The sequence below is a fragment of the Streptomyces lateritius genome, assembly GCF_014649715.1.
In the GTDB taxonomy this organism is placed as follows: domain Bacteria; phylum Actinomycetota; class Actinomycetes; order Streptomycetales; family Streptomycetaceae; genus Streptomyces; species Streptomyces lateritius.
In genome coordinates this window covers 91,242-114,259 of record NZ_BMTO01000014.1, presented here as the reverse complement: position 1 = coordinate 114,259, position 23,018 = coordinate 91,242, and the positions used below count along the sequence as shown (strand labels likewise).

At 69.9% G+C, this 23,018-nt stretch carries 24 protein-coding genes and 1 pseudogene; 14 read left to right on the top strand and 11 right to left on the bottom strand.

The features are described 5' to 3' along the window. Positions 1-269 precede the first annotated feature (269 nt). The 3 genes from IE136_RS26295 to IE136_RS26285 all read right to left on the bottom strand — a co-directional run bounded on the left by IE136_RS26295 (position 270) and on the right by IE136_RS26285 (position 2,990). Positions 270-818, bottom strand: coding sequence for a phosphatase PAP2 family protein (locus IE136_RS26295; protein ID WP_189601582.1), 549 nt, complete (start codon positions 816-818; stop codon positions 270-272). Between the two features lie 41 nt (positions 819-859). Then, positions 860-1,900: a YihY/virulence factor BrkB family protein gene (locus IE136_RS26290; protein WP_158983806.1), complete on the bottom strand. Its 1,041-nt coding sequence runs from the start codon at positions 1,898-1,900 to the stop codon at positions 860-862. A gap of 613 nt (positions 1,901-2,513) precedes the next feature. Beyond that, positions 2,514-2,990 carry an ATP-binding protein gene (locus tag IE136_RS26285; protein ID WP_158983808.1) on the bottom strand — a complete coding sequence of 159 codons (477 nt, stop codon included), beginning with the start codon at positions 2,988-2,990 and terminating at the stop codon, positions 2,514-2,516. A gap of 642 nt (positions 2,991-3,632) precedes the next feature. Between IE136_RS26285 and IE136_RS26280 the strand changes: the two genes are divergently transcribed. The 5 genes from IE136_RS26280 (at position 3,633) to IE136_RS26260 (ending at position 6,908) form a co-directional block, all read left to right on the top strand. Beyond that, a complete protein-coding gene (locus tag IE136_RS26280) occupies positions 3,633-3,779 on the top strand; it encodes a hypothetical protein (RefSeq protein WP_189601581.1) in 147 nt (48 codons plus the stop codon). Positions 3,780-3,811: 32 nt separating this feature from the next. Next, positions 3,812-4,219: an FhaA domain-containing protein gene (locus IE136_RS26275; RefSeq protein ID WP_158983810.1), complete on the top strand. Its 408-nt coding sequence runs from the start codon at positions 3,812-3,814 to the stop codon at positions 4,217-4,219. 638 nt (positions 4,220-4,857) lie between these two features. Continuing rightward, positions 4,858-5,889, top strand: coding sequence for a hypothetical protein (locus IE136_RS26270; protein ID WP_229819164.1), 1,032 nt, complete (start codon positions 4,858-4,860; stop codon positions 5,887-5,889). Positions 5,890-6,000: 111 nt separating this feature from the next. Further along, positions 6,001-6,363: a transposase gene (locus tag IE136_RS26265; protein ID WP_189601580.1), complete on the top strand. Its 363-nt coding sequence runs from the start codon at positions 6,001-6,003 to the stop codon at positions 6,361-6,363. A gap of 2 nt (positions 6,364-6,365) precedes the next feature. Next, positions 6,366-6,908: a hypothetical protein gene (locus tag IE136_RS26260; RefSeq protein ID WP_189601579.1), complete on the top strand. Its 543-nt coding sequence runs from the start codon at positions 6,366-6,368 to the stop codon at positions 6,906-6,908. Positions 6,909-6,920: 12 nt separating this feature from the next. Here the strand turns inward: IE136_RS26260 and IE136_RS26255 are convergent, their stop codons facing one another. Together IE136_RS26255 and IE136_RS26250 are read right to left on the bottom strand one after the other, a co-directional pair. Beyond that, a complete protein-coding gene (locus IE136_RS26255; protein WP_198422417.1) occupies positions 6,921-7,556 on the bottom strand; it encodes an ATP-binding protein in 636 nt (211 codons plus the stop codon). A gap of 641 nt (positions 7,557-8,197) precedes the next feature. Next, positions 8,198-8,500 carry a MarR family winged helix-turn-helix transcriptional regulator gene (locus IE136_RS26250; protein WP_308432472.1) on the bottom strand — a complete coding sequence of 101 codons (303 nt, stop codon included), beginning with the start codon at positions 8,498-8,500 and terminating at the stop codon, positions 8,198-8,200. On the opposite strand from IE136_RS26250, the gene IE136_RS35975 reads away from it, so the two are divergent. Both IE136_RS35975 and IE136_RS36490 read left to right on the top strand, forming a co-directional pair. Continuing rightward, positions 8,471-8,659, top strand: a complete 189-nt coding sequence (locus IE136_RS35975) for a hypothetical protein (protein WP_229819193.1) — start codon at positions 8,471-8,473, stop codon at positions 8,657-8,659. The two genes, IE136_RS26250 and IE136_RS35975, sit on opposite strands and share 30 nt — an antisense overlap. Positions 8,660-9,962: 1,303 nt before the next feature. Next, the gene (locus IE136_RS36490) at positions 9,963-10,127 is read left to right on the top strand and encodes a hypothetical protein (RefSeq protein WP_189601578.1); all 165 of its coding nucleotides are present in this window, start codon (positions 9,963-9,965) and stop codon (positions 10,125-10,127) included. Positions 10,128-11,032: 905 nt separating this feature from the next. Here IE136_RS36490 and IE136_RS26240 read toward each other — a convergent pair. From IE136_RS26240 to IE136_RS26225, 4 genes are all read right to left on the bottom strand, one after another. Then, the gene (locus tag IE136_RS26240) at positions 11,033-11,968 is read right to left on the bottom strand and encodes a sigma-70 family RNA polymerase sigma factor (protein ID WP_189601577.1); all 936 of its coding nucleotides are present in this window, start codon (positions 11,966-11,968) and stop codon (positions 11,033-11,035) included. 10 nt (positions 11,969-11,978) lie between these two features. Further along, entirely contained in the window at positions 11,979-13,178 is a 1,200-nt protein-coding gene (locus IE136_RS26235; RefSeq protein WP_189601576.1) for an NAD(P)/FAD-dependent oxidoreductase, read from the bottom strand. Positions 13,179-13,618: 440 nt separating this feature from the next. Beyond that, entirely contained in the window at positions 13,619-14,845 is a 1,227-nt protein-coding gene (locus tag IE136_RS26230; RefSeq protein WP_189601575.1) for an MFS transporter, read from the bottom strand. 99 nt (positions 14,846-14,944) lie between these two features. Next, complete coding sequence (locus IE136_RS26225; protein WP_158983832.1) at positions 14,945-15,538, bottom strand: malonic semialdehyde reductase; 594 nt, start codon at positions 15,536-15,538, stop codon at positions 14,945-14,947. Positions 15,539-15,657: 119 nt separating this feature from the next. Here IE136_RS26225 and IE136_RS26220 point away from each other — a divergent pair, with 119 nt between their 5' ends. The 3 genes and pseudogenes from IE136_RS26220 to IE136_RS26210 all read left to right on the top strand — a co-directional run bounded on the left by IE136_RS26220 (position 15,658) and on the right by IE136_RS26210 (position 18,198). Further along, positions 15,658-16,164, top strand: a complete 507-nt coding sequence (locus IE136_RS26220) for a MarR family winged helix-turn-helix transcriptional regulator (RefSeq protein ID WP_189601574.1) — start codon at positions 15,658-15,660, stop codon at positions 16,162-16,164. Positions 16,165-16,824: 660 nt separating this feature from the next. Beyond that, on the top strand, positions 16,825-17,262 hold the full coding sequence (locus tag IE136_RS26215; RefSeq protein WP_158983836.1) for a nitroreductase family deazaflavin-dependent oxidoreductase: 438 nt from the start codon (positions 16,825-16,827) through the stop codon (positions 17,260-17,262). A 53-nt stretch (positions 17,263-17,315) separates the two neighbouring features. Further along, positions 17,316-18,198, top strand: a pseudogene (locus tag IE136_RS26210) (IS5 family transposase). Between the two features lie 10 nt (positions 18,199-18,208). Here the strand turns inward: IE136_RS26210 and IE136_RS26205 are convergent. Beyond that, complete coding sequence (locus tag IE136_RS26205) at positions 18,209-18,571, bottom strand: hypothetical protein (protein WP_189601573.1); 363 nt, start codon at positions 18,569-18,571, stop codon at positions 18,209-18,211. A 732-nt stretch (positions 18,572-19,303) separates the two neighbouring features. Between IE136_RS26205 and IE136_RS26200 the strand changes: the two genes are divergently transcribed. After that, a complete protein-coding gene (locus tag IE136_RS26200; protein WP_158983838.1) occupies positions 19,304-20,053 on the top strand; it encodes a ZIP family metal transporter in 750 nt (249 codons plus the stop codon). Between the two features lie 315 nt (positions 20,054-20,368). Then, positions 20,369-20,587, top strand: coding sequence for a hypothetical protein (locus tag IE136_RS26195; protein WP_158983840.1), 219 nt, complete (start codon positions 20,369-20,371; stop codon positions 20,585-20,587). A 742-nt stretch (positions 20,588-21,329) separates the two neighbouring features. On the opposite strand, the gene IE136_RS26190 is transcribed toward IE136_RS26195, so the two are convergent. Continuing rightward, a complete protein-coding gene (locus IE136_RS26190; protein ID WP_189601572.1) occupies positions 21,330-21,503 on the bottom strand; it encodes a hypothetical protein in 174 nt (57 codons plus the stop codon). Positions 21,504-21,813: 310 nt separating this feature from the next. On the opposite strand from IE136_RS26190, the gene IE136_RS26185 reads away from it, so the two are divergent. Beyond that, the gene (locus tag IE136_RS26185) at positions 21,814-22,149 is read left to right on the top strand and encodes an ArsR/SmtB family transcription factor (RefSeq protein ID WP_158983842.1); all 336 of its coding nucleotides are present in this window, start codon (positions 21,814-21,816) and stop codon (positions 22,147-22,149) included. Beyond that, entirely contained in the window at positions 22,149-22,874 is a 726-nt protein-coding gene (locus tag IE136_RS26180; protein ID WP_189601571.1) for a cation efflux transmembrane domain-containing protein, read from the top strand. The genes IE136_RS26185 and IE136_RS26180 overlap by 1 nt, the downstream gene beginning before the upstream one ends. The last annotated feature ends 144 nt before the right edge of the window (positions 22,875-23,018 follow it).

The following is a 23,018-nucleotide window of genomic DNA, read 5'->3' as shown; positions in this document are numbered from 1 at the left end:
GGTCCGGTGGTGTGCTGGGTGGGGGCGTCGGCGTTGCGTTTGACGGAGTCGGCCGTCCAGGCAGGTGCGATGGCTCTCGTGGTGCTCGCCGGCTGCGATGGCCCGCCCGTTCGCTGCGCTCACAACGAAGTGACAGCCCTTGCCGGAGCCGGTGCCGGACCTCGAATCGAGCCGTCACGGCAGACCCCTCCCTGGTGTAGATGTGCACGCCGCGAGCACGGCGCGCCTACCCCGCGAGCAGCCGCTCACCCGCCTGAGAGTGCTCTCGGTCATCCCAGCCGGAGGATCAGCAGACGGGGCGTCGCATGGACGAGGGCGCCCGCGGCCAGACCGATGGCGACGCCGGCTGCGACGTCGGAGGGGTAGTGCGCGCCGCTGTGGACCCGTTCAAGGGCCACCAACACGGTCGGAACCGCGCAGGCGGCACCCGCCCACGGCCAGGTGGACGCGACGGCTGCGGTGAAGGCCACGGCGGCAGCGGTATGCCCGGAGGGGAAGGAGGAACTGTCGGGCCGGTCCTCGACGTCGTCATGCGGAATCCACTCCTTGGGCGGCCGGCGCCGCTCCACGAGCTTTTTCGCGACTGCGTTGGACAGCAGCTCCGCCACCGCCATGCCCGCGATACCGGCCGTCGCAGCCTTCCGTCCCCTCCACCCGCCCCCGGTGGCCATGACTGCGGCGGCCACCCACCAGAGCTTCGTGTGCTCGGCCGCTTCCTCGACCGGCGGAAGGAGCCGGCGGGCCCAGGCCGAGTCCCAGGCGGCCATCCGCCGGGTCAGCCGATAATCACCGTTGCGCAACGTGGTCAGGACTCTCATGCTTTCGCCGCTTCCCCGCCAGCAGCTGTTCCACGCGCTGCTCACTCCAGGCGGCGGCGGTCCTCATCACTCCACCCACGGGTGTCCCGGGGCTCGACGTAGGGCTCCTCATCCTCCGGGTGCCCGCCGGCGACCGCGCGCTGCCGGGACATCTCGGCGTCGAACTCCAGGCCGAGGAGAATGGCCAGGTTGGTGATCCACAGCCACACCAGGAAGATGATGACGCCCGCCAAGGTGCCGTACGTCTTGTTGTACGAGCCGAAGTTCGCGACGTAGAACGCGAAGCCGGCCGAGGCGATCATCCAGATCACCAGCGCCAGGAAGCTGCCGGGGGTGACCCACTTGAAACCGCGGCCCTTGGCGTTGGGAGCTGCCCAGTACAGGATCGCGATCATGATCGTGACGAGCAGGATCAGGACGGGCCACTTCGCGATCGACCACACCGTCAGAGCGCTGTCACCGATGCCGAGGGCGGCGCCCGCCTGGCGGGCCAGGCCGCCGGTGAAGACGACGATCAGGGCGCTGACCACGGCCAGGATCATCAGTGTGACGGTCAGCGCCAGCCGCAGTGGCAGGACCTTCCACACCGGGCGGCCCTCGGGCATGTCGTAGACGGCGTTGGAGGTACGGATGAACGCGGCGATGTATCCGGAGGCCGACCAGATCGCGACGGCCAGGCCCACGACGGCCAGGAGCGAGCCGATGCCTGCGTTGCCCTGGAGCTGCTGGACCGCGTTGCTGATCACATCGCGGGCCGAGCCAGGTGTGAGCTTCTGAAGGTTGTCCAGGACCTGCTTGGTCGCAGACTCGCCCGCGATGCCGAGCAGCGACACCAGCACCAAAAGGGCCGGGAAGAGAGCCAGCACGCCGTAGTACGTCAGCGCCGCGGCCCGGTCGGTGAGCTCATCGTCCTTGAACTCCTTCAACGTGCCCCGCAGCACCGCCATCCATGATCGTTTCGGCATCTCGGTAAGTTGATCCGGAGCCCGCTCCTCGACCTGCTCATCGGGACCCACGCTCCCGGGCGCGCCCGCCGTGGGCTGGCGGTCGTCCCCGTGCTCTGGTTTCGGTGTACGTGTCATACCCGGCGGCTTTCCACTCACGCCCGTCCCATGCACCGCCCCGAGACCGGCGGGACGGTCCGGTTGCGTGCGGGCTACGGGGGAGGTCCAGCAGCGTGGCCAGCGGCAACGCCGCCGCCGTCAATTGGCGTGAACTGACGCGATGAGCCATTGCCGGCTGGCGCTCGGCCGTAAGGTCTCCGGTGCGCGGAGGCGGCCCCTGCCGTACTGCGTCCCGTCACGGGGACGGCGGCCTGTCCCGCGCGCTCCATTCCGGCACAGGCCGGGGTCGAGCCTAGTCCGTCTGAGGAAAGGGCGGGCCTGACTGGCGATGTTTGAATGTTCGAGCAGCAGGAGGTCCGGGCCGCCGACTCGGGTGATCCGAGACCCGCTGCCGTACGTTCGCCGGGACGGCACAGTCGCCGGATGCACGTCGGAGACCCTTCAAGAACACCTGCAGGGTCTGAACGACCGGATCTCCGCGCTGTCGGAAGCCCGCACTTCCTTGGCGCTCATCTCCGCCACCCATGACTGTTCAGGGCCGTCCTCCCGCCCCACGGCTTCCCGCCTGGCTACAACGCCGGACTGCTCCCAGCGGACGACAGCCACCAGGCGACGGGCGCACTTGTGGACCTCACAGCTGGCGGCCGGTGATGTCCCCGCCCGGATCGTCGGCCAGCATGATGGCCGTGGTGATCCGTTTACCCACGGGCTCGCGGTGGACCGCAAAGCTCTGACCGACCGCCATGACGATCTCCAAGCCGTGCTGGCCGATCCGGGCCGGGTCGGGCGCCAGGATCGCGGGCGGCGTCGGGTTGCTGTCCCACACGGTCACCTCAACAGTGCCGCCGCTGATGCTCAGCGTCAGCAGGCACGGCCCGGGTGCGTACTTCCGGGCGTTGGTCACCAGCTCGCTGACCACGAGCTCGACCATGCCCATCGCCCGCCCGGACACCGGCAGCCCGTAGACGGCCTGCACATCGGTGAGAAAGCTACGGGCCAGATCACGGGCGACGGCGATGTCCTCGCTGCCTTCGAACGCCCCCGTCGCCGAGATGTCGTTCCTCATCAGCGGTGACTGCCGATCCTCACCATCCGCCGTCTGATCCATACCGACCCACCCCGCCCTTGTGCCCATGCGGCCCATCTACCCCCGGACCTTCACATCACACCCACCCGGGTCAGGCCGGAAACCGGAGGGTACCGCCCACGAGAGCGCTCCTGTGGAGGGTGCGGTGTCAGATGCTAGATTCTCCGGCCCCCGCGCCGCCAACGGCTTCGGTCCAGCGGTCGGCCCCATGGTGTGAGGAGTTGGTCGAGGGCCAGGCCGGGCCCAGCGCCGGCCCCCTCCGCGCGATGAGTGAGAGCCCGAACCGTGGCAACGGTATCCTCCACTGCTCCCGCCTCCACCCCCGTCACCGCCCGCACACCGGCGGAATCGAGCGAGGGCTGTCCAGCCGGATGACGTCCATGACGGACAGACGGGTGCGGGGGCTGGTTGATCCAGTGGCTGACGGCCGCCGGCCGACGGAGGCGGCCCGGACGTCCTCGCCCCCGCCCCCGTCCGGTACGGCGCCCCCGGGTCGGTGGGCCGGCGACGCAGGCATCGAGTACCCCAAGGCGGGCAGACCTCTCCGACGCGGCACGCCGCCCCATGTGACGCGGCGGTGCGCACTACGGGTGTCGAGTGCGCCTGGCATCGTTGCGACGCGGCCGGGTAGGCGGTCCGTACACACGGCTCGAGGAGGACAGCATGTCCGGATTGATCACGCGTCTCAAGGAGTACGCCCGCACCCCGCAGGGACAGCGAACGGTCGCATCGGCCCGGCGTGCCGCCGCCGACCCGCGCAAGCGCGCGCAGGCGCGCAAGCTGCTCGGGCGGCTGCGTGGGCGCCGGTAACGGGTCGCGGTCGCGCGGGGACGGTCATAGGTATGGCATGGGAAACGCTGACACGTTGGGAACGAGCCCTGGAGCGGTGGCAGAGGACTCTCCTCGAAAAGGTCCACCTTCGTCAGCCCGTCGAGCTGCTCGACGCGCTGCACCACGAGTGCGATCGTCACGCCGTGGTGTGCAGCAAGAGCCGGGTGGTCGTCCCGAACGCCTATGAGGTGGAGCTGGACACGGGGGTGTACGCGGAGCTGGTGCGCCACGGCTGCGGTGACGTGGGAGAGGTACTGACCGACAGCCTCGCACGCCACGGACTGCAGAAGGGCTATGAGTGGGCGGGGCCTCTCGCCGTGCACATCACCCCGACACCGCTCGCTTCCGGCGATCTGTACCGGGTGTACAGCAGTCCCATGCCCCACGTGCGCGCCGACGCCTTTCCGGAGGAGAGCTGAAACAGCGCCCGTGGGAACTTGGCCGACCTGGTCGCCCACACACACAACCCGCACCCGCTCGGACCCAGGCAGGCTCCGTACGGCTCCGGGTGCGCCGATTCGACGCGGTGGCGCGTCTCGGCTGGACAAGCCCGCCGAGTCGAGCCGGCGCTCCTCGCTCGCCACTTCCGGGCTCAACCTACCTCTGTCGGTGGTCCAGTCGCCCAGTCGGTCGATCGTCACCCGCAGGGCCTCGCCCGCCTCGGTGAGGGCGTACTCGAGCCGCGGGGGTCCGCCGGGCACACCACCCTCCCCCTGCCTCCGAGCAGTATCCGTCCATCCAGCTCGCCGACCTCCTCGCAGGCGCCACCGCCGCTGTCGCCGCACGCCACGCCGACACCGGCGGCCCCGCCGCCTAGGACCTGTTGCAGGTCGTCCTGCCGCTCGTCGGGCACGAATCCCGCTCCCCCCATGCTGGTCGTTTCAGAATGAGGTTTTGACGAATGACAGCGGCCAGTCCAGATTCCCCACGGACGGCCAAGTGAGATCTCACGATCCGTAACTCGTACCTTGGTATCAGAGGTCACTCACCCGGAGGGGGAGGGAGATCGTTCCGGCGGCCGACGCCACCCCGCCGCGACCGGTGCGACGTTCAGAACATGACCAGTGCTGAACGGATGATGAAGGCGCTCTGGAGCGCCTGTTGGCAGCGATGGCCCCGCCGGGTGGCCTGGGCGACGATGCTGTGGGCGGTGTTGTACGCCGGCTTCGGCCTGGTGTGCGCACTGAGAGGGACCTCCTTGCCCTACCACGGCGGTGGCTCAGGGACCTCCGGGTTGGGGTGGGCGGTCATGGCGGTGGGTGCGCTGGCCACGTTGGCCAGCGGAGGGGTGGTGCGGTATGGGCTGAAACCAGGGCTCCGAGTGCTGCTCTGGGTGGCCTGTGGGCTGGCCGGGATCACCGCGTTCAGCCTGCTGATGGATGTGATCACGTTGATGCTCGGTCAGGGAGTGGACAGCCGGGCCTCCGCTGCGAACAAGGCCCTCGCGGCCGTCGGGGCGGTCCTGCTCGCGGCCACGGCCCGGTCCGACCGCCGGTCCGCCGGTACTGCCGTACGAGCACCGTCCGCTGCACCGCAGCTCGTCCAACTCGCCGCCTGGGCAGGGACGTTGACCTTTCTCCCATATGCGGCGATGAAGCTGGTCTGGGCGTCCGGCGGCACGTTCGCGGGGATCACCGGCGAGGAGCTGCTCGCGGTCTCGGAGCGGAACGGCGCCTCCGGGATCTTCCTCACGCTGGAGTCCTGGGGCCTGGACCCCACCGCGCTACTGGCCGCGCTCGGCATCTTCCTTCTCTGGGGCCTGGTCCGCCCGTGGGGGCAAATCTTCCCGCGCTGGACGCTGCTTCTTCGCGGCCGACGGGTGCCGCGCTGGCTCCCGCTCGCCCCGGCTCTGCTCGGCGCTGCCACGCTCGCCCCGTACGGCGTTGTGGGGGTCGGGTACTTGGCCCTGGCCACGGCCGATGTGGTGACGATGCGGCGCGGCGACTTCCACTCCTCGGGCGACGCGCTGCTGGTCGGCTGGATCGGGATGGTCGCCTTCGCTGTTTACGGTATCGCCCTGAGCATCGCGGCCCGTTCGTACTGGGTGCGGACGCGGCCCGCCTGCCCAATGAGCGTCAACACTGAGTGACCGTCTGCGGCCAGCTGGTTCCCCGCTGACTGGCCGCCCATGGGGGATTTCGTCTGGCCACCAACAGACGAGCGACGGCGTAGCCGGGTGTCTGCAGGATGTCTGTCGATCTTGTTTCTGACGGGCCTCTGGGTACGCGTGGCCACGCTGCTGCCGGCACGGCCTGTACTGCGTCATCGCTACCCCGGACGACTGCCGGTGCCCGGCCGGGTCGCGCTGAACGCCATCCTCTACGTCCTGCGCACGGGAGAGGCCTGGCGCTACGCAGCCTATCCGGATGGCGGGTTGCTCGCCGCCCGCGCATGGCCTTGTACAACCGCGTCGCCATTGCCCTCCGGCGACCGGCACGGGGTCCAGCTCCTCCAGCACGGAGGGGTGGGCCGAGCCGGCCTCGCCGCTGACATCAACCGGTACCGCCGCAAGGCCAACCACATCGAGCGGTTCATCATCCTCCGCCCGAAGTCGAGGAACTGAGCATGCCGCTGAAGAGGACCAGGCTCTCCAAGCCGGCTACGGCCGACGCGACCACCGCGCTCGCCGTGCTCGCCGGCGGGGCCCTTGCGGCCTGCTCGCCGGACTCGGACGAGTCGCTCTCGTACGGCGGCGACTACGCCGCCCACGAGCCGCTGCGAGTCGTGGGCTACCCCTCCCGGGACAGCCTCGAAGTGGTGCAGAAGACGGTGTGGCGGCTCGCCGACGGCGACGCCGAAGCGCTGGCGGCGCTCGCCGCGGACAAGGGCGACGCCGCGGAGCCGACGGCAGGCAACTGGGTCAAGGCATTCGGCGCAGCGGCCAAGGGCGAGGTGACGGCCGACTTCTACGACGAAGGCTCCACCCGGCAGGTGGTGGTGCTGTACTTCGCCACCACCGGCCAGGTCAAGGAGATCGAGGCGCGCGTCGGCGAGGACGACGCCTGGGCCGTCACGATGAACGAACCCGACCCGTCCGAAGCCTCGGCCAAGCCCACCTGGGTTCCGCCGAAGCCCGGTGGCACGGGCTCCCGTTCGTCCACCCGATAACCGCACACCGCCTCACGACACCGCGGTATTGCTTCGGTCATCCACCCGAACTTCCAGATGCGGCCACATCATGGCCAGACGCTTCAACTGGCCCTCCACCGGCACCCCAAGCGAAGGCAGTGAGTCGCTCGGTCTGAAGTGGACGAGTGTCCCGGTGGTGCCGTCGGGCTCGACAGGCTCCAGGTCAGTAGCCGGAATGCCGCGCTCGTAGCGTTGGGTCCAGGCCCCATTGAGCCGGCGGTTGGTATGGACGAGCCATTCACTGAGCGCGGCAACCACAGACATGCCCCGACGCGGATGGCCGTCCTGAAGCAGTTCCGCTTCCGGAAGGTCGAAGAACCGAAGATCCTTTGATGCCATGACCGGCTTCTTGACGATCTGGCCGTGCTCGTCTGTACGGGTATCGGTGCCTCGCCCGTCATCCTCCACGGACAAGGAGCCATCCGGATAGAGGGTGACGAGACAGCGTCCACCACCCCTGCCGGATGCTTCGTCAGCGGCGTATGCAAGCACCTCAAGAAGAAGATGCCACGGGCCACCTGGCGCGAACTTCTCCGGAGTTTGTCGGATAGATGCCAGGTGGTCGAGATCGATGACGCTGGACCAATCGTGCGTGGTGTTGACCCAGGAACCCCTTGAGACCTCCATCAGGCAAGTATCCAGTCCGCTCGTGCTGGCCTCGCAGGCAGCCCCGCCAAGAACGGCCGCTCACGAAACTGCGGCCAGAGCCAAAATCGAAGATCCCCATCCACGCCGCCCCCTCCACCCGCGAGCGCAGCCCCGCCCGGGGCCGGCGGCCCGTTCCAGACCGGCGGCCTTCCCGCGCAGCCGGTAAAGCGGTCCCCTCGGCGCGAGCGGAGGTGAGCCGGCTTCGAGAACCTCACGCAGCGGGCGTTCCCCGTCCTCTCCGCGCGAGCGGAGGTGAACCTGACACCCAGGAGCACCCCGGCGTGCCTCGGCCCGGGTCAGCCGAGGTGGGTCTCGGGATGCCTCGGCGTCTGCAGCGTCCCGAACCGAACAGCCCGACGGCAGCGACGGGAAGCGGTGCCTCCTCACATCGGTGCTCCAGTGGTGCTCTCCGCCGCAGTCACACTCGTAGATCCCGCTGTCAGCACGACCTCACCCGAGCTGACCTTCGCCTGTGGGGAAACGAGGTTTCGACCTGTCGTCCACCCGTCGGGCATCGCCGACCGTCCTCCGTCGCTTGTCACCGGAGATTCCAGATGGTGAACCGATTCCCCGTCAAGAACGTTGCCCACGACCTGGCGAGCCGCCCGGGGCGAGGTCGGCTACATGTGGCCGGCCTGCCCCTCGGGTGGTGCGGTAGGGCCGCCGGTTTCCTGCGCGTGCCGGGTCGCGGCAAGGGACAGGCTCGCCTCGATCTGCTCCAGGATCTGGACAGCCTCGGCCTGCCGCTCCTCAGGCAGTTGCCCGGCGGTACATTCCTCCAGCTCCGCCCAGACCTCGTCGACCTGGTGGCGCAGGGCGAGACTGGCCTCGGTGGGCTCGATGATGGTTGCCCGCTTGTCGGTGGGGCTGGGGCGGCGGCGAACGAAGCCGGCGTGTTCGAGCCGCTTGATGGTGCGGGTCATGGTGGCCGCGTCGGAGCCGAGCAGCCGGACCAGGTCGATCTGGCGCTGTGGCCCAACAACAAAGCCCAGGTGATCCTGCCGACCGCTGGACTCGGCACGAACTACAACGACCGCTTCCTGGACACCTCCGAAACACTCCTGCGCCACGCCGTCGCCTGACCCCAGGAGACGAAGACGATCCCTTCGAGGAACCCGGGTGAATCCAGCGTCCCCGGCCGCCTCGAAGGGGCCAGGTCCTCGAAGAGTTCCTCGGTTGACCAGTCCCTCGGGTTGCGGAAGACGCGCCGCTCGATTGCCGCTGGAGCTGCTGTCGGCGTTCGTCGGTGAACCTCGCTCCGCAGCGCGTGCACGCGGGGCGCTGCGCCTCCCCCGCGGCGGCGCCCCGGCCGGATCGGCGGCGATCCGCTCCAGCTCGGTGACGACCACGGGCACCGCCTGTGGTGGTAGTCGGCGGCCGTGACGCCCGCGACCCGGCCCGGGTACGGCTCCCCCGTGAAGTAGCGACAAACGGCCTGCTCGACGCGCCGCATCCGGCTGGCGCGGTGCACGGCACTCCCTGGGCGGCGAGCGCTACCAGATCAAGCAGAAGGACGGCGGACGGCGGCCCGGTCGAGCCGGTCGACCCGGCGGGGACGTTCAACGCCCTCTGCTACGAGGCGGCCCTCGCCGACGTCTCCCGGAAGGTGAAGGGCGTCTCTGCGGATGTACTTGTAGTCCAGGTACGGGCGGCCGCCGTAGGCAGAGGTAGGCAGACGTGCCACATCCGCCGAGGACGGCGGGACTCCGCACAGCCAGTGCACGGCAACGCCCAACCTCCGGCCGGCTCAGCCCTTGGCCGCCCGGGGAGACTTCAGAGACTCAGGGGGCGCAGCCGGACGGCCGCGCCGCCCTCTGGGTCAGTCCTCCTAGTGAGCCGGTTCTCAGGTCCGGCCACCAGGTGTCGCGCCGGAACAGCGTCGCCCCGGGCTGGCCGGAACACTCGGTCTGCATATGCCGGCGGTTCTTTCGTGCACGACCCTGTTGCGACGGTGCCGCGGGTGGCAGTCTGTGCGCACGCGGTCCACGCATTCCACCCCCGGAGAGGGATCGCACCGGCCCCGCCTGCCCCGAGCGGGCGGGGCCGCGCCGCCTCCCGGCTCCCCACGGGAGGCCAGGCGCATGTTCCGGGACGGATGGAGGACTGGATGAGCGGCGAACTCCACACGCGTTCCCTCCCCCTGTCGGATGGGTCCGAGGCACGAACCGCGGTGCGCTCCTCAGAGATGGGCCTGACCGACGAGGAGCTCCTTGAGAGGTACCCGGCCGTGAGGGCCCTCGCGGAGCGATGGGTTGCGGCGGAGTGGGAGGCCGGCCGGTAGCTGATCCGCATGCCGCCGGCCCGACCGGAACCCCGACCGATCGAGCGCCGGAAGAAGCGCCGACGGGACGCGTCGTCGACCTCATGGCGGCCCTGCAGGAGCCCGTGACGAAGGCGGAGGAGTCCCGCGAAGAGGCCGTGGGTGGCGACGCCACCGTTCACCAGTTTCCGAAGAGGAAGGCCGCTGCGGCCCAAAAGGCTCCTGCGAAGAACGCGGTCGCCAAGAAGACGCCGACGAAGAAAGCGGCGGCCCGGCGGAGGCCTGCCTGACCGGTCACGGCAGGAGCCGCTCCTTCGGCGCCCCACGGTGCTGCCTCAGGGGTTCAGCCCCCGATGCTCTGATCTGCCGTATTCCCGCCGATCGTCGTTGCCACGGCGTCGGAGTTGCTGTCCCCGGAGAACTGCTGGTTGTTGCCCGCAGCAACGTTGTGAGGGGAGGGTGAGTCCTCGTTGCTGTCGGCGGCACCGGCGATGCCCAACGCGTTGAGGAGCCCACCCCTTCCCGGAGTGTCGGCCGCAGCGTGCGAGGCCCCGGACAGGGCGAGAGCAGCCCCGGCAAGGGCAACAGCGGCGAACGCGCGCTTGGCCCGACCGAACCCCGGCCTGCCGCTGCTCACTGCCGCAGAAGCCCGGGGCGCTGGCGGCCTGCTGGAGACCCTCGACCTCACTCCGCGCGGGCCGGCGGCCGACCAACTCGCCGCGGACCTGGCCCGGCGTACCCCTCGGCGTGGCCGACGAACGGCGTGCGGCGGCGAGCACGCCGGCGCCGCCCGCCCGCGGGGGCCGCAGAGTGCCCATGCGCTCAGGTCGGAGGGGCCAACAGGAAGGATGAGCCGCCTAGGTTGGTCGCGTCCCCGCCCCAGTGGAACGGGGCGGTCTGGGGTGAGGGCATCGGGATTGAGGGTGCTTGAGTCGCCTGGAGCCGCCCCCGCGGACCCACTGGTGTGACGTGGAGCGATAGGTGGCCTGGGGCGCTCGGATCCGCCCTGGTCAGCCCCCTGTGACGTATGTGGCGCTGTGCCGACCAGTGGTTGGCCATGGGGGATCCGAACTCCATGGCCGAGTCTGAGTCGGGAGAGCGACGGGCATCGGCACCCGTGCTGCTGTGCAGCCCGGGGGCCGAAGGGGGTGCCGCCCGCGCGCCGGCTCGGCTCACTGGATTCCGGTGGCTCTGCTCACCATGCGCTGACCGGCGCGTCGGGTTCGTGCTGTCGCCAGGCCTCATTGAGGCGCGCGAGCCGGTCCGCAGCGGCGACGCCGCGCAGCGACGCCACCTTGCCGTCGCTGACTTCGAACGCCACGACGCCCACGACCCGATCCTCGACCACGGCGAGGATCGCCGGGGAGCCGTTGACCAGCGCGATATGGAACACGGGAGAGTCGCCGGCCAGCCGCCGCTTCGCCGGAGTGGCCTTGAAGCCGGCCCGCACGTAGGAGGCGATGCGCTCGCGCGTCTTGTACCGCAGCAGCCGCCTGGCCAGTCCGGCGCCGTCCGAGACCGCCGTCACGTCGTTGGTGAGCAGCGCCACCAACCGCTCGGTGCGCCCCGACGTGGCGGCGGCGAGGAACTCCTCGACGACCCGGCGCGCGGACGCCGGGTCCACCTCGTCGCCGTTGCGGCGCTCGGCGGCGACCCGGCGGCGGGCCCGATGGGCATGCTGCTGGCTCGCGGACTCGGTGATGTCGAGGATCCCGGCGATCTCGGCGTGAGGGTAGGAGAAGACCTCACGCAGCACGTAGACGGCCCGCTCGACCGGCGAGAGGCGCTCCATGAGGGTCAGCACGGCCAAGGACACCGATTCGCGCTGCTCGAAGGTATCGGCAGGGCCGAGAATCGGGTCGCCCTCAAGGAGGGGCTCGGGCAGCCAGTCTCCGGCAGCGCGCTCATGGCGCGCCTGCGCCGAGCGGAGCCGGTCGAGGCAGAGATTGGTGACGACCTTGGTCAGCCACGCTTCCGGCACCTCGATACGCTCTCGGGCCGCGGCCTGCCAGCGCAGGAACGTGTCCTGCACGGCGTCCTCGGCGTCGGCGGCCGAGCCGAGCAGACGGTACGCGAGCGAGGCCAGCCGGCCCCGGCTGGCCTCGAACCGATCGACGGCTTCGCTGTCCATGCGGAGCAGCCTATGCGGCGAACCCGACACCGGCCGGGCCGGGCGCGGCGGCCAGGCGACGCTTGTGCTTCGGTATGCCGAAAGTCGGGTGGGCGATGCCCCACCCGGCGGCCTTGAGCACGCCCGCCTTGAGCCGCGCGGCGGTCCGGCCACCCAGGTACCAGGACTTCGCCCGGACCTCCCCGTCCACCATCTGGAAGATCGCGTCCCGCCGCCCGAGGCTGATGTGGTTTCCGTGGTACTTCAGCCCGATGGTCGGGACCTCACTGTCCGTCAGACGCGCGATGATCGCCGCGGTCGCCTGCATGTTGGTGAAGCCCGCCGAGGCGCAGGACATCGGCAGCGGCCGCCCGTTCTCGCCGATCGCGTAGGCGCAGTCACCGGCGGCGTAGACGTCCGGGTGGGAGACCGAGCGCATGGTGCGGTCGACGACGATCTGGCCGGTCTCGGCGACCTCCAGGCCGCTGGCGGCCGCGATGGGGTGCACGGCGAACCCGGCCGACCACACAGTCACGTCGGCCGGGATGGACGTACCGTCAGCGGCGATCGCCCGTGCCGGCTCGACGGCTTCGATGCCGGTGTGCTCGTGGACAGTGATGCCGAGCCGGTCGAAGGCCTGGCGCAGGTGACGGCGGGCCTTCGGGGAGAGCCAGGCGCCCAGCTCGCCGCGGGCGGCCAGCGCGACCGAGAGGTCGGGCCGGGACTCGGCGAACTCGGTGGCGGTCTCAATGCCGGTCAGCCCCTCACCGACGACCAGCACGGTGCCGCCCTCGCCCAGGCCGGCCAGGCGCTCACGCAGACGCAGCGCCGAGGACAGGCCGGTCACATGGAAGGCGTACTCGGCCACGCCGGGGACGCCGTGGTGGGCTACGGAGCTGCCGAGCGTGTAGAGAAGCGTGTCGTACGCGAGCTCGCCGTCGCCGCCCTCGCCGCCCTCGCCGGTCACGGCGACCGTCCTGCGCTCGGGGTCGACGCCGGTGACGCGCGCCAGGCGCAGCCGCACCCCGGTGCCCTCGAATACGCCGGTGAGGTTGCGGAACGCGAGGTCCTGGCCGCTTGCGAGCTGGTGGAGCCGCATCCGCTCAACGAAGTCGGGCCCGGCGTTGACGACGGTGATCTCGGTGTCGGCAGGGGAGAGCCGGCGGGCCAGGTTTCCGGCGGCGAAGGCCCCGGCGTATCCGGCGCCGAGTACGACGATGCGGTGCTTCATGGCGTTACTCCTGTCTCGTTCGCGTGCCCGTTGAACGAGACGGCGCCCCCATTGCTGACAGGAGCCGGGTGTGACGTGGGTCACCGAACCGAGACGAGCGGCTGAGGCTCAGACAGGCGCCTGGCTCTGCCTTGGACAGTCAGAACGGGGTGGTGGCCAACTGTCGGTCGGTGCGACTGAGCGTCCGAGTTGGTTCTGACTGCGCTTCCGCGATGGCGACGCCCGGAAGGGAGGCACTCACGCTGCGGGGGGGGCGACCCGTCGGGCTTGTCCTCGCCGGCTTCGGCGGCGTACCACCGACCGCAGGAGCGCCTGGGTCAGCCCCAGCCCGGCCGGACCGGGGCTGCGTGCGATGCGGGAGCGGGCGGGTCGTCCGGGGCGGGACTGCATGCGGTACGGGGAGTGGGCGTGCCGCCCGGGCGGGCCCGGGGCGTCGGGGGTCAGCCGCCGAGGACGATCAGGGCCGCGATGGCCGGGCCGAACGCGCCGCCCAGCTGGTAGCCCAGGTTGAACAGGCCGATCGCCGTGGGGCGCTGGGAGACGGGTGCGGCTTGGCTCGCGTGCACCGCCAGCGTGGCCTGGCCGGCGCTCGTCGTGAACACGGCCAGCGTCGCGACGGGCAGGAGCAGCGACGGCCAGGGGGTCAGCACAGCGGTGAGCGGCGCCAGGGCTCCGACGGTGAGCAGGATGGCCAGGACCCGCGGGCGGCCCAGCCGCGCCGAGGCCGCGGCCAGCGCCATGGAGAGCACGGAACCGGTGAGGAGGGCGACCAGCTGACCGGTACCGATCGTGGAGGTCGACCAGTCGGTGCGGTCGTGCAGCAGCTGCGGGACGGTGAAGAGGAGCGTGAAGTACGAGGTCGCGAAGGTGCAGGCGAGCAGGGTGGAGAGGACGAACGTCCTGGTGCGTAGCAGGGACAAGGGGACGAAGCCGGCGGGGTGGGACCGGATGTGCAGGGCGAGCAGCACGGCCGCCACCAGGGAGGCGCTCACCGCCGGGAGCGGGAAACGCGGGACGAGAACGAGGGCCGTGGCCAGCAGGACCAGGAGGGCTGCGCCCCGGCCGTCGAACGGCGTGCTCTGTCGTGGCACGGACAGGTCGGCGCGGCGGGCGACGGCCGGCAGGGCGAGGAGCGCGACCGCTCCGACGGCGAGGGAGACCCGCCAGGAGGCCGTGCCCGCGATCGCCGAGCCGAGCAGGGGCCCGACCGCGCCGAGCATCCCGAAGCCCGCCGTGATCACGCCCATCCGGCGGACAGAGCCCGCCAGACTCATCGCGGCGGTGACCAGACCGGCGCCGCCCATTGCCTGCGCCGCCCGGCCGGCCATGGCCAGCGGAAGCCAGGGCGCCAGGGCGACGACCGCGGTGCCGGCCGCGACCAGGACCGCGCTCAGACGGAGCGTGGCGCCCAGGCCGCGGCGGCGCAGCAGTCCCGCCATCAGGGGGGTGCCGACCGCGACGGCCCAGGCGAAGACGGTGACGAGCCAGGTCGCCGTGGCGGTGCGGACGCCGAACGACTCGGCCATGTCGGGGAGGATCAGGACGGGGCTGTTGGCGCTCGCGGCGAGGGGGGTCGCCAGTAACGCGAGCCAGACGGCGGGTACGTGGCGTGGCCCCGGTTCCGGAGCGGTGGCATGGAGGGTGCGGGCGCGGTCGAGCAGGGACACAACGGACTCCGGTGTCGGGAAGGGGCGAGAGCGGGGGCGGGGGCGAGGTGGGGCCGGTGGCAGGACGCCGGGTGTGTGTGATGGTGGGCGGCGAGCCGCTCAGACGGTGGTGACGACCTCGTCGTAGGCGAGTCGCGGCGAGCGAGGGAACCAGGGCTTCTCGCCGGGGCGGCCGATGTTGACGACCATCAGCGGGGTGTGGTCGTCGTCCAGGAACTCCTTCTGCACGCCCGGGAAGTCGAAGCCGGTCATCGGCCCTGCGGCCAGGCCGGCCGCGCGCACGCCGAGGATGAAGTAGGCCGCCTGGAGCGTCGCGTTGAGCAGGGCGGACTCCTCACGGACCGGGCGCTCGGCGAACAGCAGGTCCTTGGCCTGCGGGAAGTGTGGGAGGAGCGTGGGGAGTTCCTCGTGGAACTCGTTGTCGGCGGCGAGGATCGCGACGAGCGGGGCGGCGGCGGTCTTCGGCTGGTTGCCCTCGGCCATGTGCCGCAGGAGCCGCCCTCGGGCCTCGTCCGAGCGGACCAGGACGATCCGCAGCGGCGACTGGTTGTAGGCGGTGGGGGCGTACTTGACGAGGTCGTAGATCGCCTGGACCTGCTCCTCGGTCACCGGCTCGGTGGTGAAGGTGTTGGCGGTGCGGGCCTCGCGGAAGAGGAGGTCCTGGGCGAGGGGGTGGAGGGCGAGTCCGGACATGGTGGGGGTGCTCCCGTCATTCAGCCTTGATAATCTCAACGTTGAGATAAAAGCAGCCAGACTCTCTCAGCGTCAAGTCTCTTAACGTTGAGAAGATGTCCATTGAGAGGAGTGCGGCGATGAGCGATGCCGTGGACGCGATCATCGGTCAGTGGGTCAAGGAGCGCCCCGACGTGGCGCAGGATTTGTGGCCCGTGCAGCTCTTCGCGCGCGTCCAGCGCCTGGCCCGAGTCGTCGAGAAGTCCGCCAAGGCCGCGGCCGCCGCCCACGGCGTGGAGTACGGGGAGTTCGACGTGCTCACCACGCTCCAGCGCTCGGGCCCGCCCTACGCCCTCACCGCCGGCGCCCTCCTCAAGGCTTCCATGGTGACCTCCGGCGCGATCACCAACCGCATCGACCGGATGGAGGCCAAGAACCTGGTCGAGCGGGTACGCGACGGGGAGGACCGGCGCACCATCAAGATCCGCCTCACCGACCACGGCCACGACGTCACCCGAGCCGCCTTCACCGACCACCTGGCAAACTACGCCCGACTCCTCGCCGACATGGACCGCGACCTGATCACGAAGACGGGCGACGGCCTGCGCCAGCTGCTGGAGGCCCTCGGCGACACCGGCATCGAGTGACGGGCTGTGCGGTACCGCGTCGAGCGGGGCTTCGGGAAGCTCGCGGCACCCCTCAGCGGTATGGCGTACGTGGAGGGCTTCGAGGGGCTCGACGACACAGCTTGAACACACCACGCAGCGGAGCTCATGCAGAAGTCACCAGGACTTGAGGGCGAGGCCTGTCCGGCGAGGGTGCGGATCTTGACCTGGGAGCGGTTGACCGCTTGCCGGCCGGTGGGCAGCGTCTCCTACCGGCCCCGGTCGGGGACACGGGCCGTTCCGCCGGCTCCGCGGTTTGCCTTGGCTGCCCAGCGCGGGAGACCGACTTCCTGGCAAGGCCGGATGAAAGCGTGATGGAGGAGCCCGCACGGGCTTACCCGTCTCCGCGTTCGTGGCCTCGGGCGACCCGGCATGGCGGGCTTCCTGCGCCCAAGAAGATCGCCTACACAGGCCCTGCTCTGCCTCGCCAGACGGCGTGCCGCCGTCCTCTTCGCGATGCTCCACGCTGGAACGCGCGGGGGATGGTCCCGGCGAGACGCCGGCCGTGATCCTCGCGCCGCCCTCCCCCCGCCCCGCGGGGATGGTCGCCTCTGCGGTAGGGGCGTGGAGACGGTATTCGACGGGGTTGTCGGATAGCGTCATGGGAGTCGGCGTTGACAGATTCAGGGAGGGGCATTCCTCATGCCCATCGAAGGTGTGTACGAGCCCAGTCCGTCGAAGTGGGTGCGGGACCAGGTCGAGCTGTACGAATCGTCGGGTGGAACGCAGGGAACGACGATGCGAGGCCTTCCCGTCGTCCTGGTGACGAGTGTCGGCGCGAGGAGCGGCAAGGTCCGTAAGACACCGCTCATGCGGGTGGAGCACGACGGGGCTTACGCGCTTGTCGCTTCGAACGGGGGCGCGGTGAAGCATCCTGTCTGGTACCACAATCTGGTCGCCTCCCCTCTCGTCGAGCTGCGAGACGGTCCGGAGGTCTGGGACATGAAGGCCCGTCTGGCCACTGGCGAGGAGCGACAAGCGTGGTGGGAGCGAGCCGTCGACGCCTTCCCTGATTACGCGGACTACCAGCGCAAAACCGACCGGGAGATTCCCCTCTTCGTCGTCGAGCGGATCGACTAGGTCGTGTCCGACGGGTCGTGTGACGCTCCCGCAGGGGACTCGTTTCGGGGGACATGGGGCGGGGAGATCTTTCGGATGAAGAGTGGGCTCGGCCGGAGCCGCACTTGCCGGTGAATCGCGGGCGAGGTGGACGCCGGCAATGTCACTGTCGTGTGGTCAACGGGATTCTGTTCCGGCAGCGGACCGGTCTCCCCTGCCGGGCCGTGCCGTCCCGCTTCGGCAGTTGGAAGACGGTTCACGACCGTCATCGAAGGTGGCGGCGGACGGCACGTGGGAGAGGATTCTGCGGGCTGTCCAGGCCGATGCCGATGCCGAGGACCGGATCGACTGAAGCATGGTCAGCGTCGATTCCACGACTTGCCGCGCTCATCAGCACGCGGCTGGCGCCTCCACTCGTGCCCCGAAGTCTCCGGGTCGGCGAAGGAGACCAGCGCGTCACCGTTCTGATGAGGCCCTGGGACGCTCGCGAGGCGGGCTCACCTGCAATATTCACCTTGCCGGGGAAGGCGGGTGCCGCCCGCTCGGGTTTGTGATCACGCCCGGCCAGTGGGCAGACGCACCACAGATGATTCCCGTGCTGGAAGAGATCCGCGTGCCCCGGCGGGCTGGTGGACGCCCGCGCACCCGGCCAGACCGTGTCGGGGGCGATAAGGCGTACTCGTCACGCCGCAACCGGCGTCATCTGCGCAGACGCCAGATCAAGCACACGATCCCGAGCCGAGAGACCAGCGGGCCAACCGTCAGCGCCGTGGCAGCCGAGGCGGCCGACCCACCGGGTTCGACAAGACGGTCTACCGCCGCCGCAACGGAATAGAGCGGACCATCAACCGGCTCAAGAACTTCCGAGCCATCGCCACGCGCTACGACAAGAGGGCCTACGTCTTCCACGGGACGGTCACCGTGGCCTCGATCCGCTTATGGCTCCGCCCGGCGTGAAACGCCCCGTTCAGAGGTCCGTTGCACCCGGATAGTGGTGGCGAAGTTCGCTGAGTACGCGCTCGTCGACAGCCCTGACGTCCCACAACGAGCTGTCTACTTCGGTCAGGACGACCACCAGCTTGTCCTCGGTGAACCCACGTGCTTCGGCGTCGATCAATTGGAGGAAGGGGGTCGTCAGCGACAACAGCGTCAAGGTGTCCATGCCCTTGCCGGCAGACTGTCTCTCCATCTCGACGCAGCGAGGATCGACGATCTCGTCGAATTCGACGCGCCACTTCAGGTCCAGACCGAAGCTGCCGAGGCTGACCAGTAGCTCAGCCAGAGTCACATAGTGCGTTCCGTGCCAGGCAGGAAACGTGATCCCCTTCATCCCCGCCTCTGCTTCGGCCGTATCGCGTGACAAGCGACCCCCTTCGTTCAGCAGCAAACACTAGGCCACGGCCCTGACCAGCTCACACGACCCATCGGACAGGCCCTAGCCCTGCCCGATCCGAGTCCCGCTGAGTCCGCTGAGTGCATTGCTGTGCGGCTACTTGTGCTGGTCTGACGTGGTCGTTCGGCGAAAGCGGCGAAAGCGGGCGCGGGGTGGGACAAGACGGCAGGTCGTGATTCTGCTCACCGCACACGAGAGGATGGCCTCACCGTTCCCGTCGTCGGCGTCACGGTCGGCACCGCGGCCGGTACCCGTGGCCGTGGGGCGTCTCGCCCGCCTCTTTCAGCACGTCGCGGGCCGCCTCCCTCCCGTGGTCCGCGACGGCCGGCACCAGGGCAGTCGGGCCCTGGGCGACGTAGTCCGGGAAGCGATCGGCCTGCCCCTGGAGAGCCAATGTCGCGGATCTCGCGGAGGACGACGCCACGCCGCTGCTCGGTGTGCATGGTGCCGGCGCGCACCTGTATGTCGCGTGACCCCCAGCAGGGCCCCGAAGCGTAGTTGATCTGCTGCCTGCCGCCCCGCGTCGGCAACCGTCGCTCGTGTCTTCGATCCGGGAATGAGGAAAGGCCCGCAGCGGATGTGGCGTCTTTCGCGGCGCCGAGCCCTCGGTGTTCTCTTGTTAGGCGGGTAGGCGATGTGCATCTGTCAGCAGCGTTGAAAGGGGCGGTTGTGGCGGGAGCGTTGGTTGCGGGCGGGTGGGGTCTGTTCGCGGGCGCGGCTTTGCTGGTGGGTGCTGCTGTCGGCTCGTTGGTGCGGGTCCCGCCACGGCTGATCGCCCTGGTGATGGCATTCGGCAGTGGCGTGCTGATGGCCGCGGTGTCGTTCGAGCTGATCGCTGAGGCGTACGAGCGTTCCGGGATGTGGCCGGTGGTGGCCGGGGCGGTCGGCGGTGCGGCCGTGTACTCGGGTGCCAACGCGCTCTTGGCGCGCCGCGGCGCCCAGCATCGTAAGCGCTCCGGGGAGCAGCAGCCGTCCGAGGCCGAGGCGCCGGGCTCTGGGAACGCCATCGCGCTGGGGGCGCTGCTGGACGGCATTCCGGAGTCGGTGGTCATCGGAACGAGTTTGCTGGGGGGCGGGCAGCTCGGTGTGGCGACGGTAGGGGCGGTGTTCATCAGCAACCTGCCCGAGGGCCTTGCGAGTGCCGCCGGGATGCGCAGTGCTGGGCGCAGCCGCAGGTACGTGTTCGCTTTGTGGGGAAGCATCGCCGTGATCAGCGGTCTGGCCGCGCTGGCGGGCTACGCGTTGCTGGGCGGGGCGTCCGCGGCGGTGATGGCGGTGATCACGGCAGTAGCCGGCGGCGCGATCCTGGCGATGATCGCGGACACGATGATCCCTGAGGCTTACGGCAAGGTGCACCTGTTGACCGGGCTGGTGACCGTGGTCGGTTTTCTGTCGGCGTTCGCCCTGTCTCATCTGTAAGTGTGGGGCGGGCAGGGATGGCGGTCGGGTCGCCGGCAGTCAGCCGGGGTCGAGGACCCTGGTCCGGAGGCCCACCACCTCCAAGATCGCTGACAAGGCGGTGTCAAGGGTGGCGGAGGCGGCCGGTCAGACGGTGGCGGGTGCCGGATCAGACAGGGGCCTGCCTGTGTGAGGACAGGGTGGCGAGGTGATCGTGGGAATACGCATGCGGCGCAAGAGATCACGTGTGGCGCGCCTGCTCAGAGTGCTGTGCCAGGCGATTCCCGGATGGCGGGAACGCAGGTGAGAAAGTGCCCGGGTGCCCAGACCGGTGCTGTGGAAGCGCTCGTCGATGGCGACGGCGGTGATGACGCCTTGGGCGCACTCAGGGCACATCCGGTAGTGGACCCGGCCGACGATCTGGCGGATGTGGACGAGGAGCAGGCATTCCTCGCCCGGGCCGGGGTCGTCCGGGATGTGCGTGGACAAGAACTCGATCGCCCGGTAAGCGAGGAGTCGGCGGCGGAGACGGGCGGTGACCCTGCCTCGTCGTGAGTGTTTGGCGCCGGCAGGGCCGGACGGCGATGTCTGGGCTACGGCGGCCCAGCCGAACGGAGTGCCGCTTGGGGGGCGCGCATGTTGTCCGTGCATGAGGTCTCGTGTGCCCAGTCCACGGAGTGATACCCGCCCCGGATGTCGCGGTCGTCCGGTTGACGGTGTGCCCAGGGCTTGCCTGGGCAAGGCGCTGTCGTCGCCGCCGTGGCCCTTGAGGAGCCAAGGAGCCCGAGGTGGCCCCTGGTTCCCACCCGTGCCGGCGGTCGCCGCGGCGGAGCTACCGGGAGGTGAGCTTGTTCGAGGACTGCTACTGCTCCATGTGGGCGTTCCCTCGAAGGGCCGGATCCAGGAACGACGCGTGCAGAGCGGCCACGCGGCCGTGAGCGGTGTACACGCTGGTGGACGGGGCTGTGGTGCGTCGCCAGGGAGTTCTGGCGACGCTGGCACCAGTGGCGTCTCGGACCGCTCGGGTTGCCCATCATCGGGCGAGCAGGACTGCGGTGGTACGAGCGGCTGCGGCGATGGCGTTCAGCTCGGGGCGCGCGGCGCCGACGTCCCTTTCAGGGGCCGACGAGGCTTCCCGTGAAAACCTGCCAGTTACGCAATGGCCCCGGCTGGAGCCCTGTTCCCCAGAGGCAGAAGCCGGGGCGGCCACGGATATCGACAGGCGGCAGTTCATCGAGGGCATACCGGCATCAGCGTCGACTGCGCCATCCGCCTGACCCACCAGCACGCCGCCGGGTCAGGGTCGCCGCCTGACACTCCGTCCGGCACCGATGCCCGCCACGTGGAGGGCCAGGGCGGTCAACCCGAGCAGCATCACATTCGTCGAAGAGAACACGTCGTTGGTGCCGATGTCCGCCGCATTGATCAGCCAAGCGATGAAGAACAGCACCGCAGCCACTATGCCGAGCATGAACAAGCTCCTCTCCAAGAAGGGTCGGAGTCCGTATGCCCGCCCGAAGCCCACACAAGCGGGTGCGCATGCTTCTGTGCCATCGGGGGCGCCCACAGGTGGCTGAAGGGGGCCGGGCCGGGTGGTCGACTCTCACTGAGGCGGATGCGCCCGCCTGAAGAGCTTCTTGTCCGGTGGCGAGGTGGCCACTGACGCAGTACATGGCTGCGGCCTCGCTTCGACACGAGGACAGGGGCCAGGTACGCGCAACAGGCCGGCGGCCATTGATACAGGGTTTCCTGAATTCAGCATCCTGTGTATCGTCTCTGGTGTGCTGAATCTCGCGCAAGACATCGAGGTGCTGGCACGGTTCGGCCGTGCACTCGCCGACCCGATCCGCTGCCGGCTGCTGCTCGCCCTGCGTGCGGCTCCCGCCTACCCGTCAGACCTGGCCGACGCCATCGGTGTTTCCCGCACGCGCCTGTCGAATCATCTGGCCTGTCTGCGCGATTGCGGGTTGGTCGTGGCCGTGCCCGAGGGCCGCCGTACCCGCTACGAGCTCGCGGACCCCCGCCTGGGGCACGCACTGGACGACCTGCGGCAGGCCGTGGTCGCCGTTGCTGAGGACGTCACCTGCCCGGACGCCGCGGAGAAGGGCTGTTGCTGATGGCCGCAGGGGTGTTACTCGGCCCGGTCCCCGCGCGCCGCGAGGTCCTGGCCCGCCGCATACGACTGCTCGTCGCCGCCACCATCGCCTACAACGTGGTCGAGGCGATCGTCGCTCTCACCGCGGGAACGATCGCGTCGTCCTCCGCGCTGGTGGGCTTCGGACTGGACTCGATCATCGAGGTGTCGTCGGCGGCCGCGGTGGCCTGGCAGTTCTCGGCCCGCGAGCACGCCGTGCGCGAAGCGCGGGAGAAGAACGCGCTGCGGATCATAGCGGTGTCGTTCTTCGCACTCGCCGCTTTCGTGAGTGCGGACGCGATACGCGCCCTGATCGGCACCGGAGAGGCGGACTCGTCGGTCCCCGGCATCGTGCTGGCATCCCTGTCGCTGGCCGTCATGCCGTTCCTCTCCGCCGCGCAGCGGCGCGCGGGCCGAGAGTTGGGGTCCGCCTCGGCGCTCGCCGACTCCAAGCAGACTCTGCTGTGCACCTACCTGTCGGCTGTTCTGCTGGTGGGCCTGGTCGCCAACGCGGCCCTCGGCTGGTCTTGGGCGGACCCCATTGCCGCGCTCGTCATAGCGGCCATCGCGGTGAAGGAAGGCCGGGAAGCGTGGCGGGGCGAAGGCTGCTGCGCGCCGGCCGGTCCGAGCACGTTGTCGGCAGACACCAAGCCCGCGGACGGGACGGATGCCTGCGGCTGCGCCCCGGGGTGCGCCTGCCGCAACTGACCTGACACCACTGTCTCTTACAGGCAGGCGGGCCGTGAACGCCCGCACAACTTCACAAGGGGGATTGTGTGCATCGGCCCCCTGAGCGAGACGGGACAGCTCAGGGGGTTTCCCAGCGCGCCCGCGCGCCGCGAGCCACGTCCG